General features: G+C 65.7%; 11 protein-coding genes and 1 riboswitch. Of the genes, 3 read left to right on the top strand and 8 right to left on the bottom strand.

Going from position 1 to position 11,730, the window contains the following annotated elements; all coding sequences use genetic code 11:
• Positions 1-29: 29 nt before the first annotated feature.
• The 4 genes from TVD_RS04675 to TVD_RS04660 all read right to left on the bottom strand — a co-directional run bounded on the left by TVD_RS04675 (position 30) and on the right by TVD_RS04660 (position 6,169).
• Positions 30-584 (bottom strand): cob(I)yrinic acid a,c-diamide adenosyltransferase, encoded by a 555-nt coding sequence (locus TVD_RS04675; protein WP_026287978.1) that lies wholly within the window; start codon positions 582-584, stop codon positions 30-32.
• Between the two features lie 3 nt (positions 585-587).
• Positions 588-2,423 carry a TonB-dependent receptor domain-containing protein gene (locus TVD_RS04670; RefSeq protein WP_047250938.1) on the bottom strand — a complete coding sequence of 612 codons (1,836 nt, stop codon included), beginning with the start codon at positions 2,421-2,423 and terminating at the stop codon, positions 588-590.
• A gap of 143 nt (positions 2,424-2,566) precedes the next feature.
• A riboswitch (cobalamin riboswitch) is annotated at positions 2,567-2,813 on the bottom strand.
• 87 nt (positions 2,814-2,900) lie between these two features.
• On the bottom strand, positions 2,901-4,799 hold the full coding sequence (locus TVD_RS04665) for a hypothetical protein (RefSeq protein WP_047250937.1): 1,899 nt from the start codon (positions 4,797-4,799) through the stop codon (positions 2,901-2,903).
• A gap of 131 nt (positions 4,800-4,930) precedes the next feature.
• Entirely contained in the window at positions 4,931-6,169 is a 1,239-nt protein-coding gene (locus tag TVD_RS04660; protein WP_047250936.1) for an SAM-dependent methyltransferase, read from the bottom strand.
• Between the two features lie 290 nt (positions 6,170-6,459).
• Here TVD_RS04660 and fnr point away from each other — a divergent pair, with 290 nt between their 5' ends.
• From fnr to TVD_RS04645, 3 genes are all read left to right on the top strand, one after another.
• Positions 6,460-7,191, top strand: coding sequence for a fumarate/nitrate reduction transcriptional regulator Fnr (fnr, locus tag TVD_RS04655; protein WP_038034789.1), 732 nt, complete (start codon positions 6,460-6,462; stop codon positions 7,189-7,191).
• Positions 7,184-7,666 carry a DUF2390 domain-containing protein gene (locus tag TVD_RS04650; protein WP_047250935.1) on the top strand — a complete coding sequence of 161 codons (483 nt, stop codon included), beginning with the start codon at positions 7,184-7,186 and terminating at the stop codon, positions 7,664-7,666. The genes fnr and TVD_RS04650 overlap by 8 nt, the downstream gene beginning before the upstream one ends.
• Positions 7,667-7,737: 71 nt before the next feature.
• The gene (locus TVD_RS04645; RefSeq protein WP_047250934.1) at positions 7,738-8,307 is read left to right on the top strand and encodes a DUF2058 domain-containing protein; all 570 of its coding nucleotides are present in this window, start codon (positions 7,738-7,740) and stop codon (positions 8,305-8,307) included.
• A 33-nt stretch (positions 8,308-8,340) separates the two neighbouring features.
• Here the strand turns inward: TVD_RS04645 and TVD_RS04640 are convergent, their stop codons facing one another.
• The 4 genes from TVD_RS04640 to apbC form a co-directional block, all read right to left on the bottom strand.
• Complete coding sequence (locus TVD_RS04640; protein ID WP_026287977.1) at positions 8,341-8,559, bottom strand: hypothetical protein; 219 nt, start codon at positions 8,557-8,559, stop codon at positions 8,341-8,343.
• A gap of 95 nt (positions 8,560-8,654) precedes the next feature.
• Complete coding sequence (locus TVD_RS04635) at positions 8,655-9,560, bottom strand: carbamate kinase (protein ID WP_047250933.1); 906 nt, start codon at positions 9,558-9,560, stop codon at positions 8,655-8,657.
• Between the two features lie 31 nt (positions 9,561-9,591).
• Positions 9,592-10,158, bottom strand: a complete 567-nt coding sequence (dcd, locus tag TVD_RS04630) for a dCTP deaminase (RefSeq protein ID WP_018146031.1) — start codon at positions 10,156-10,158, stop codon at positions 9,592-9,594.
• A 27-nt stretch (positions 10,159-10,185) separates the two neighbouring features.
• Positions 10,186-11,277, bottom strand: coding sequence for an iron-sulfur cluster carrier protein ApbC (apbC, locus tag TVD_RS04625; protein ID WP_018146032.1), 1,092 nt, complete (start codon positions 11,275-11,277; stop codon positions 10,186-10,188).
• Positions 11,278-11,730 lie beyond the last annotated feature (453 nt).

Raw genomic sequence — 11,730 nt, 5'->3', positions numbered from 1 at the left:
GCCGCAGCGGCGCCCCTCAGAAGAGCGCTTCAGCCACGGCGGCTGGCCGGCTGCCAGAGGACCTCTTCGCCGTTCTCGTGGCGCGCGAGCACGCGACAGAGCACAAACAGGAGATCCGACAGCCGGTTGATGTAGGCCAGCGAACCCGGGCGCAACGCCTCGTGGTGATTGAGCGCAACGAGACGCCGTTCCGCCCGGCGGCAGACCGTACGGGCGATATGACAATCGGCCGCGGCCGGCCCGCCGCCCGGGAGGATGAACTCCTCCAGGGCCGGCAGATCGTCGTTGAAGGACTCAAGCTCCACGTCCACACGCTCCACCGAGGCATCCGGCAACGCCTGATGGCCCGGCACGGCCAGTTCCGCCCCCAGGTCGAACAGCTCGTGCTGCACCAGCGCCAGCGAGCGCCGGACCTCTTCGGGCAGGTCATGGATCAGCAACCGGCCGATCACGCTGTTCAGCTCATCCACATCACCGAAGGCCTCGACGCGATGCGAGTCCTTGTCCACGCGCGACCCATCACCCAAGCCGGTTCGGCCTTCATCACCCGTGCGGGTCGCAATCTTCGACAGTCGATTACCCATGGATCACCTCTGCTGATAGCGCAGTTTCACGAACGCGGCACGCCCCGGCTGGTTGTAACCGCCCTGGGTCTCGTAATCCCGGTCGAAGACATTGGTTACCGATGCCTGAACCGTCCATTCGGGATCGATGGCGTAGGCTGCCCGCAAGCCCAGCGTTCCATAGCCTGACAACCGGGTGGCGTCGCCGAAAAAGTCATATTCAAAGGTACGACTGCGAGCCAGGACCGTACCACCGAGAGAGAAATCGCCAAATTGTCGGTCGAGATCGATACGAGCAGAAACCGGCGCACGACGCGCCAGTTCATCCCCTGTCCCACGGTCCTCTGCGTCAAGCAAAGTCAGCGACGCCCTGGAATTCCACGGCCCGATATCATGGCCGCCCTCGACCTCCAGCCCGCGAATACGGGCCTCATCAATGTTCTGCGCCGGCCATCCAGCAATCAAATTATCAACGCGCGTCTCGAACACCGCGACATCCACGTAAGCAAGACTCGTCGAGTAGCGGGCGCCCAATTCCGCGGTACGAGATTGTTCAGGCTCGAGGGCGGGATTTCCGTCCCTCGGCCAATAGAGTTGATTGAAGGTCGGCGCATTGAACGCAGTGCCGTAAGAAGCCCGCAGACGCATGGCATCCGTGGCCTGCATGCCCCAGGCGACCTGGCCGGTGGTCTTGTCGCCGAACTGCTCGTTGTCGTCGTAGCGGAGCGAACCTTCCAGGTCGTGATTGCCGAGCTCGGTGCGCAAGACCGAATACACCCCAACGTTGTAACGCGAGTCCTCGTTATAATCGGTGGTGGCATCAACCCGGTCCTCGTAGGCATCCAGTCCGGCCACTAGCTCGCTGCGATCCCCTAGGCGGACATCGTTACGCCAGGTCAGCTGGTCCCGACGCGTATCGAAACGGTCTACGCTTCCACCAAACGCGCCGCCCTCGGTGACGTCGTCACTCTCATCCCGTGACTGGCCAAGCGCCACTTCCGAGTCCCAACGACCGGTCACCGGAATACGAATACCCACACGCAGCGCAGCATGCACGAAGTCCGTGTAGGCCCGATCATACGGAAGCCCGGTAGATAATTCGTCCGCGTCATATTCCGAACGACCTCCCGAATACAATACGTTGCCGAAGATTTCGATCCCATTGTCGAGCCGGTGGGCCACCTTGGCGGCCAGCGAGGTGTTGTCGTAGCCGTCGGGGTCGTCATCGCCGACACCGTCCTGCACGTCGATGCCCTCAGTGTCGAACATGCTGACCGACAGGCTGTAGTCGGTACGCTCGGTACCACCAGCCACGCCGAGTCCGGCCTCCCAAGTGCTGAAGCTGCCGGCCCCCAGGAATGCATTGACTCGAGGCGGACCTTCGCGGCCCGCGCGACTGAATATCTGGGTCACCCCGCCAATAGCATCGGAACCGTAGATGGATGTGCGTGGCCCGCGCACGATCTCCACACGATCGATCTCCTCCGGCGGCAAAAACCGCCAGCTCGCGTCGCCGCTCGTGGCAGAGCCCATGCGGACGCCATCGACCAACAGCAGGTGGTGGCCGGATTCGGTACCCCGCATGCGCACGCTGGACTGCTTCCCGAACGGGCCTGCGCTGGATACGGAGACCCCCGCACGACCCTCCACCAGATCGGTGAACTGACGTGGCTGCAGGCGCTCGATCTCCTCGCGGTCGATGATGGTCACCGAGGCGAGAGTCTGGTCGACCGTCTGTGCGATGCGGGAGGCGGTGACCTGGACGGTCTCCAGCGTCTGCGCTTCGTCGGTATCCGGGGTGTCCGCCAGAACGGGAGAAGTGGCCAGCAGGATGGCCGCGGAGAGTGCTGTGCGTTTCATGTTTTTTGTTGTCTCCCGGCGAGCCGCCCGCACGCCGTTGATTCGTCGGGATCGCACAGACAGGGGGAGACAGACACGAGGGGGATCGGCCACGACCGGCGAACGGCCGGGCCCGATCATCCGCCTCGCATGCCCGCCGCATGCCGCGCGATCATTCCCTGGCCGGTCTCCGGACTGACGAGCGTTCCGGCGCGGCGCCTTCCCGAACCCAGGGTTCAGTGGCACTGGCCGCGACCATCAGAAACCGACGGGCGGTCTCTCGCTCGATCACCGTTGCGGGGGCAGCGTCGGATTCATCCCAGGGCCTTGCGGCCCGTCGGAGACTCACCGATCTTCCCGTTTAACCCGCCAAGCCGTGCTTGGTCGGGCACCGAGGAACGTAGCGAACCCTACACAGTTGGGCGCAAAATTACCAGCCGCGAACCCACCCACCACGCGATCCCGAGTGACGCTAGCAGGCTCGCATATCGATGCCGATCAGCGGCGGCGCCGTTCCTCCGCGTACAGGTAGCGGGTCCCGCGCTTGAGCAGCAGACCCCAAGCCTTGTCCTGTAGCATGGCGTCGAACTCGGGCGAGCGCTCGGCACGCAGCGCCACCGGGTGCGACTCGTCCCCGGTATGGGTCGCCACCATCTCCAGGCGCTCGCGATTGGCCCCATAGTGGCTGACCAGGAAATCGCGCATGGAGTCACTCAGTGGCAGGTTGTAGATGCGCGTGAGGCGCAGCGCCAGCCACTCGGCCATGCGCCCGAGGTCCTGCCGGACCTTGCGCACCATGGCCGAGCCCAGGCCTGCCTTGGCATCCGCGCTCATGCCCACGTAGAGCCCACCCAGATAGGCCGCGGGGTTGGCATAGATCGCGCGCTGGATACTGGGATTCGTAAGATCCACCAGCGGCTCCATGATCAAGGCGAGCTGGATCCCGATCCGCTTGGCGGTCTCCGCATCCAGTGCCGAGCCGCCAAAGTAAAACAGGTCACCCTCGCGCTCGATCTTGAGTTCCTTGAGGAAAGAGCAGAAGTGGCTCGCCAGCTTCAGCTTCTGGTCGTCGGTCAGCTCGATCAGCTCCTCGCTCACCCGGATGCCGCGCACGCTGCGCTTGAACCAGCGCTTCTCGCCGCGCTTCTCGACCTGCGCCCGGCGCAGGGCCTCCCAGCGTTCCACGGCGTTGGTGTAGCGGCTTTGCGCCTGCATCAGCTGATCGCGCGCCTCGCGCAGGTCCTCGACCCGACGCAGGGCGAGCCCCAGCATCTGCCCATCCGGCGAATTCTCCGAAGGTTCGAGATCCTCCAGACGCTGCACCGCCTCCAGCACCTGACGACCCAGGCTGACGACCGGCTCGCGCAGCGCCTGTGGATCCAGGCCCGACGCCTCGTGCTGGGACAGCAGGATGCCGAGCGAGCGCAGGCGGCTGACCACCCCGGCCTGGGCCACACGGAAGCGGTTGCCCTGGGATTCGAGGCGGTCCAGGGCCGCCCCGAGCTGCCAGCCCCCCGACCATTCGAAGCTCAGCCGCTTGATCTGGCGTCCGTTCACCAACTCGAAGGCGAGGACAAAGATCGCTTGTACGTCGTCGAGGGTGCAGCGCGCCAGGTCATCGGCGTCCGCGGCGGAGAACAGTCGATCCAGGAACTGATCCACCCGGCGCACACCGTCCTCCTGGGTTGGCGCCACGCCCCGCAGGCGATCGCGCAGGAGATCCGCAACCTCCGGCGCCTCGTGGTGCAGCTTCTCCAGGGCCGCGAGCCGGGAGTCCTCGGTCGCATCCACCAGATCCGCGACGCGCGAGCGCAGCCCCAGGCGGCGGTAGATCTCCACCTGCTCCGCGGCGGCCGCCAGGCTGGCATCGCCGGTCATCTCGCGCACCGCGACCGCCACGGCCTCGGGGGCGATATCCACTTCGTGCAGCAGGACTTGGGCTGCCTTGCGCCGACGCATGTCCGGGGTCATCTCGCCCATCGCCAGGTCGCGGGTGACGAACAGCAGATCCGGCAGCAAGTCGATGGTGTTGCGCAGCTGATCGCGCGAGCGCTCCTGGCGCTTGCCCCGTGTGGCATCCGCGACGAAGCGCGCGACCAGGCCGATGACCCCGAACAGCAGGGTGTAAACGGCAAAGAAGATGAAGTTCTGTGCCGGGGCAGCGTGCCCGAAACCGAGGAAGTAGCCGCCCTGCATCGCCAGGAACGTGACCGGCCCGGCAGCCCACAGCAACTGGAGAAAGTTCAGCGACCAGGGTACGCGCCGTGCGGTGGCAGCCACCTCGGTAATGCGGCTGCGCCCGGCCGCCTCGATCAGGACGTGCTCCTGTGACGGTCCGCCGGCCTGCGGGCTTTCCTGGCCCTGTGCCTCCCTGCGTTTACGAAAGCGACCGAACACGCGCACCTGCTCCGGAATGGGTGGTTACCGCCGGCATGGCCGCAACGCTCCCCTTAGTGTAGGGAAACCGTGTTCGGTTCGCGCGCGCCGGGCGATACTCGCGCGAGCGGCCCGGCGCGTCCGATGCGCCCTCAGGCGGCGTCGCTGCGCTGTGCCCGGGCCTTCCCGGGCGGTGTGGAGATCACTTCGGGGGCATCGTCCCGATAGAGGTAATCGCGGGTCAGCGGCACCGCATCCTGCTGCTTGGCCATCTGCACGTGGAACACCACCTGATCCCACCAGCGGAAGGTGCCCTCGCAACTCGCCAGGTAGAACTCCCACATGCGGCAGAAACGCTCATCGAAGCGTTCGACGGCCTCGGCCCGCACCTTCTGGAAGCGGCGATACCACTCGGCCAGCGTCTCGGCGTAATGCAGGCGCCAGAACTCGATATCGGTGGTGCACAGCGGCGTGGGCTCCAGCGCGCCCATCACCTCGGACAGGGCCGGCGTATACCCGCCCGGAAAGATGTACTTGCTCAGCCAGGGGTTGGAGGTCCCCGGTGGTTCCTGCCGCCCGATGGTGTGCAGCACCGCGATGCCTTCCGGCTTCAGCAGATCATGCACGCGCCGGAAGAACGTCTCGTAGTTGGGCGTGCCCACATGCTCGAACATGCCGACGCTCACGATGCGGTCGTACTGGTCGTCGTGTTCGCGGTAGTCCTGATAGAGGAACCGCACTCGATCCTCGAGCCCCCGACGCTTGGCCTCGTCACGGGCAACCCGCAGCTGCTCCTTCGACAGCGTCACGCCGTCTACCTGCACGTCGGCATGCTCGGCGAGATGGAAGGCCAGACCGCCCCAGCCGCAACCGATGTCGAGCACGCGCATCCCCGGCTCCAGCATCAGCTTCTTGCGCAGCATTGCGCACTTGGCCTGCTGCGCCTCTTCCAGCGTCATATCCGGGCGCTCGAAATAGGCGCAGCTGTAGAACATGCCCTCGTCCAGGAACTGACGATAAAGCCACTCATCGACGTCGTAGTGATGGGCGATGTTCTGGTAGCAGCGCGCCACCTTGTTGCCCTGCTCGATCAGGGCCCGCAGCATGCGCACTGCAGGGTTGACCCGCTGCTTGAACATCGGCGCGAAGTTGCGCATGGCCACGTCGAGGAACACCTGCAGGCCCTCGGGGCCGGGCGACCACAGGCCGTCCATGTAGGTCTCGCCCAGCTGGAAGCCCGGGTCGCGCCCAATCTTGCGCAACGCCGCCTTGTCATGCACCTGCATGGTGACTTCCGGCGCGCCGTTCCCGAAACGCTGCTCACGGCCATCCGGATGCCGCAGCACGAAGGTCCCGTAGCGTATGTATTGCTCCAGTAACCGCTCGATCATCGCTACCCCTGTCCTTGTTCTGGCAGTCGGGTCTCTCAGCCCCCACGCGTAATGCCGACCCTGACCACGCCGCAGACTTTAGACTCAGTCTAATTACCGATGGCCCGCATTGTCCACGCAGCCGTCGGAGGGAGGGGACCCCGAGTCATCTCGGGGCGCGACCCCCTGACCGACGGCAAAACCTTCTGTAATCGCCTACAACTCTTGGGGACAGTACCGCATTCCCGCCCCCGATGGCATACCCCGAAAATCGCTTTCCCCAACGTCGAAAAAACGGCTACCCTGCACCCATGACGCTACGACCCACTCAAGCCTGCCAGCACTGCACCCTCCGCCAGCTCTGCCTGCCTATGGGCCTGCCCCAGGATGAACTCTGGCAACTCGACCAAATCGTCCAGCAACGCCGGCCGATCGCCAAGGGTGCGCCCCTGTTCACCATGGGGACCAAGTTCGAAGCGCTGTACGCGGTCCGCACCGGGGCACTGAAAACGGTGCTGATCTCCGATGACGGGACCGAACAGATCACCGGCTTCGCGCTGGCCGGCGACCTCCTGGGGCTGGACGCGATCCACTCCGGCAAGCATCCGGTCAGTGCCATTGCGCTGGAGTCCACCAGCGTCTGCGCCGTGCCCTACGGGCATGTCGACGACCTCGCCGGCCGCCTGCCGACCTTCCGCCAGCACATGATGAGCGTGATGAGCCAGGAACTGGCCCAGGACGAAAGCCTGCACGCCCTGCTCGGCCAACGTACCGCGGAGCAGCGTCTGGCGACCTTCCTGATCGCCCTGTCGGAGCGTCATCGCGCCCGCGGCCTGTCCCCCGAACGGTTCTACCTGCCCATGTCCCGGGCAGACATCGCCAACCACCTGGGCCTGACCCAGGAAACCATCAGCCGGCTGTTTACTCAGCTGCGCAACCAGGGCGTAATCAACCTGCACACCCGGGACCTGGAGATCCTCCAGCCCGACGGCCTGCGCAACACGGCCGGGGTCACCTTCACCTCCGCCGCGAGCAGTGCCTGAAGCCGGGGACATCCCGGAGCCGGCCACGGACTTCGACGCCTTCTGGGCATTCGCCGACGCACTGTGGGTCGATCCCACCGCTCGCGAACGTCTGATGCGCTGGCAGGACGAATTTGGCGTGGACGTGATGCTGGCGTTGTTTGCCCTGTGGTACCCGCAGCCCCTCGGACCCTCGCAATGGTGCGTACTGCGGCAAACGGCCCGGCGCTGGCAGTCATCCTCCACCGAACGCCTCCGCGCACTGCGCCGGCGGCTCCACACCCCCGAGCGCAACGCGCTCTACCGCGCGGTGCTGGCACTGGAGCTTCAAAGCGAGCGGCTCGCCGGCCTGCAACTGCTCGCGGAGGCCCGGCGCGTGGCGCCGCAGACCACCCCCGCATTCGCCATCGACCGCCAGCGCCGATTGCACACCCTGTTCCCCGACCTGCCGGACGCCGAGATCCGCGACGGATTGCGCGAGTTCACGGCCGCCTGAACAGCACGTGGTGCACGCAAGGCCGCATTCCGGCTATCCTCCCCGCACATTGACCGAACACGGCAGGATTCATGTCGGATGATCTGCGCAGCCAGCTCCTGAAAACGGGGCTGGTCGACGAAAAACAGGTTCGCCAGGCCAAGTCGCAAAAGCACAAGGCCCAGAAGGGGAACGCGAAGAAAAAGAAGGACCGCAACACGGGTCCAGACCCGGGCGTGGCCGAAGCGCGCAAGGCCGAGCAGGCCGAGCGTTCGCGACACAAGAACCGCGAACAGCAGGAACGTGCCGAACGCCGGGCCCGCCACGCGCAAATCCGCGAACTGGTCAGCACCCACCTGGCGCCGATTCCCACCGGCGATGCCGCGCTGGATTATCACTTCCAGCAGGGCGGGCAGATCCGCCACCTCCCGGTGACCGCCGACCTGCAAAAGCGCCTGGCCGACGGCCGCGCCGCGCTTGCCGGCCTGGATGTGCGCCCGGAAAAGGGGTTCCGGGTCATCCCGCGCGAGACCGCCGACCGCATCCGCGAGCGCGATCCGGAATGGCCACTGGTCATCCCCGCCGAGGACGAAACCGGATCGGAACCTGCCCCGGACGACCCATACAAGGACTACGTCGTACCCGACGACCTCATGTGGTGACCGCAGGGGAATCCCCGCAGGCCAACGATCCAATCAGTCGGTTGCGCGCTTCACGTCCGCGGCGGGCATGCCACTTTGCTGCGGGCGCCGCGCCTCGTCACTGGACATGTCCTGCGGCGTGATGCCGCCCTGCTCCAGGCCCTGGGCGGGGCCGGCCGACTCCTCCGGCTCGCCGCTGCCGCAGCCTAGCGCCAGCAGACCCACGGCCGTCAGACCGATCACCAGGGGGGCGGCTCGCTGAATCTCTCGCATCATCTTCACTCTTGATCCATGTGTACTCGAAGCCTGCAAACTCTGCGGCGGGCGCGCAACATCGAGTGTAACAGGCGGGGGTTCCGGCAAGGGCTTCAGGCGGCGCCCACCGGCAGGATCCGGGTCCCCGCCTGCCCGGCCAGGATAGCCGCGGCGTCCTCCAGCGAACCGATCCCGACCCGAATGCCGCCCTGGGCAGCGCGCCGTGCAGCCTCCATCTTCGGCCCCATGGAACCGCCCGGGTACGCTGCCGGCTCCACGGCCGTAACCAGAAGCGCCTTCAGGCGCCGGGCGTCCGGCGTGCCCCAGTCCATGTAGACGCCGTCGACATCGGTCAACATCAACAGCCAGTCCGCCCCGACATGCGCGGCCAGGCGCGCGGCCGTCAGGTCCTTGTCCACCACGGCCTCGATTCCGTATAGACGCCCGTCGCCATCACGCGCGACCGGTACGCCGCCGCCCCCGGCACAGATCGCCACCGACCCGCCATCCACGAGACTGCGGACGGCCTCCATACCCAGCAGGCGTTGCGGCTCCGGCGACGCCACCACCCGCCGCCAGCCCTCGCCGTCTGGTGCCACGTCCCAGCCGCGCTCGTCGGCCAGCGCGCGGGCGCGGGCCGCGTCCCAGGTCGGGCCAATGAACTTTTCCGGGTGGTCGAAGGCGGGGTCGTTCGGGTCGACCTCGGTCTGGGTGAGCAGACTCGCCACCCGGTCATGGCCCAGCGCGTTATGCAGCTCCCGCGCCAGGATGTAGCCGATCATGCCGTGGCTCTCGGCCCCGACCACATCCAGCGGCCAGGCGATGCGATCGCATTCCGCCTGATTGGCGAGCAACCCCACCTGCGGCCCGTTGCCGTGGGTGACGACCACCTCGTGCTCGCACGCCACGGCCGTGATGGCTGCCGCCGCACGCTGGGCGTTGTGCTGCTGGGCCTCGGCCGAGGGGGTCTCGCCGCGTTGCAGCAGGGCGTTGCCGCCCAGCGCGATCACGATACGCATGGCGGGCCTACTCCGTACTTGAAGGGTTGGGTCAGGTGCGCGGGAGCGTGACGCCGCGCTGGCCCTGGTATTTGCCACCGCGGTCCTTGTAGGAGGTCTCGCAGACCTCGTCGGACTGCAGGAACAGCATCTGCGCCACGCCCTCGTTGGCGTAGATCTTGGCGGGCAGCGGCGTGGTGTTGGAGAACTCCAGCGTCACGTGGCCCTCCCACTCGGGCTCCAGTGGGGTCACGTTCACGATGATGCCGCAGCGCGCGTAGGTCGACTTGCCCAGACAGATGGTCAGCACATCGCGCGGGATGCGGAAGTACTCGACCGTATGCGCCAGGGCAAAGGAGTTCGGCGGGATAATGCAGCAGTCCGACTGCACGTCCACGAAACTGCCCTCGTCGAAGCCCTTGGGGTCGACAATGCTGGAGTTGATGTTGGTGAAGATCTTGAAGTGATCGGAGCAGCGCACGTCATAGCCGTAGCTCGAGGTCCCGTAGGACACAATCCGCTGCTCGTCGCGGTAGCGGATCTGGCCGGGCTCGAAGGGCTCGATCATGCCCTTCGTCTCGGCCATCTCCCGAATCCAGCGGTCCGCCTTGATGCTCATTGGCCCTGTCCCTGGTGGCGCACCGGATCAGTTGTCCTGGATCACGATGTTGGGGAATTTGCTGCTGTAGTCCTTGGACTGCTCGGCCAGCTTGGCACCCGTGCGCCGTGCGATCTCGCGGTAGATCTCCGTGATGCGGCCCTCCGGGTCGGCGACCACGGTGGGTTCGCCACCGTCCGCCTGCTCGCGGATGCGGATGTCCAGCGGCAGGGCACCCAGCAGATCCACGCCGTATTCCTCTGCCATGCCCTCGGCGCCGCCCTGACCGAAGATGTATTCCTCGTGGCCGCACTTCGAGCAGATGTGGATGCTCATGTTCTCGATGATGCCGAGCACCGGCACCTCGACCTTCTCGAACATGCGCAGGCCCTTGCGCGCATCCAGCAACGCGATGTCCTGCGGCGTGGTAACGATCACCGAACCGGAGACCGGGATCTTCTGCGACAGGGTTAGCTGGATGTCACCGGTGCCCGGCGGCAGGTCGATGATCAGGTAGTCCAGCTCCTTCCAGTTGGTCTCGTTCAGGAGCTGCTCCAGCGCCTGGGTAACCATCGGGCCACGCCAGATCATTGGCGTGTCCTCGTCGATCAGGAAACCAATGGACATCGCCTGCACGCCGTGGCGCTCCAGCGGCTCCATGCTCTTGCCGTCCTTGGATTCCGGCTTGTCCTTGATCCCCAGCATGCGCGGCTGGCTGGGGCCATAGATGTCGGCATCCAGGATACCGACCTGCGCGCCCTCGGCGACCAGGGCCAGCGCCAGGTTGACCGCGGTCGTGGACTTGCCCACCCCGCCCTTGCCGGAAGCCACGGCGATGATGTTCTTGATCCCCGCCATTGGCTTCAGGCTCTTCTGCACCGCGTGGGTCGTGACCTTCGTGCTGATGGTGACCTCGGAGGACTCGAGCCCGGCCACACCCGCCAGGGCGCCCTGGATGGCGGCGCGCAGCTCGTCGTGGTACCCAGCAGCGGAATACCCCATCTGGATATCGATCGCGGCACGGGCACCGTCCACGCGAATGTCCCGGACCTCGCCGGCGGCGACCAGGTCCTGCTCGAGGTACTTGTCCTGAACGGTCTTCAGGGCGTTTTCGATCTGCTCTCGCGCGAGTTCGGCCATGGGTACGTGGCATCCGATGTTGGGAGTGATCGCGCGATTCTACTGGCCTCGGTGCACCACGCCAATGGCACCACGAGCCACCCGTCCTTTCCGTAGCCCCCCAGGCGCGAATCAAGGCAGGTGTCAAGGCCCTTGCGACGGTTTTATGCACAAAGGACCTGAAGATAGGGAACATCGGCCAAGATAGGCGAACAAGCATCTAAGTCGCTGCACCATTGTTCTGCAACATACTGTTTTCACCCCATTCTTGTGTGTTGGTCGTTTTTTAACCAATTTGTCATGCGGCCTTGTGTGGCAAGGCCTGGCGACCGATTCCACCGGGTTGCCCACAGAGTTATCCACAACTTCTGTGGACAACATGCCGGAGCCCTTGGCACGCCTCGACAACCCGCGAGCCAAACCCGACAATAGCGCCCCTGCACCCGCGCCCGGTGCCACCCAAACGAGCCAAGC

It is taken from the genome of Thioalkalivibrio versutus (genome assembly GCF_001020955.1).
GTDB lineage: Bacteria > Pseudomonadota > Gammaproteobacteria > Ectothiorhodospirales > Ectothiorhodospiraceae > Thioalkalivibrio > Thioalkalivibrio versutus.
Note: the sequence above shows the minus strand (reverse complement) of the source record. Positions and strands in the feature narration are given on the sequence as shown.

Excerpts from the sequence above, each read along its gene's own strand:
- TVD_RS04670 (WP_047250938.1), bottom strand. The coding sequence starts at position 2,423 with ATGAAACGCACAGCACTCTCCGCGGCCATCCTGCTGGCCACTTCTCCC.
- TVD_RS04640 (WP_026287977.1), bottom strand. The coding sequence starts at position 8,559 with ATGCGAGAGATTCAGCGAGCCGCCCCCCTGGTGATCGGTCTGACGGCC.
- apbC (WP_018146032.1), bottom strand. The coding sequence starts at position 11,277 with ATGGCCGAACTCGCGCGAGAGCAGATCGAAAACGCCCTGAAGACCGTT.
- TVD_RS04675 (WP_026287978.1), bottom strand. The coding sequence starts at position 584 with ATGGGTAATCGACTGTCGAAGATTGCGACCCGCACGGGTGATGAAGGC.
- fnr (WP_038034789.1), top strand. The coding sequence starts at position 6,460 with ATGACGCTACGACCCACTCAAGCCTGCCAGCACTGCACCCTCCGCCAG.
- dcd (WP_018146031.1), bottom strand. The coding sequence starts at position 10,158 with ATGAGCATCAAGGCGGACCGCTGGATTCGGGAGATGGCCGAGACGAAG.
- TVD_RS04660 (WP_047250936.1), bottom strand. The coding sequence starts at position 6,169 with ATGATCGAGCGGTTACTGGAGCAATACATACGCTACGGGACCTTCGTG.
- TVD_RS04635 (WP_047250933.1), bottom strand. The coding sequence starts at position 9,560 with ATGCGTATCGTGATCGCGCTGGGCGGCAACGCCCTGCTGCAACGCGGC.
- TVD_RS04645 (WP_047250934.1), top strand. The coding sequence starts at position 7,738 with ATGTCGGATGATCTGCGCAGCCAGCTCCTGAAAACGGGGCTGGTCGAC.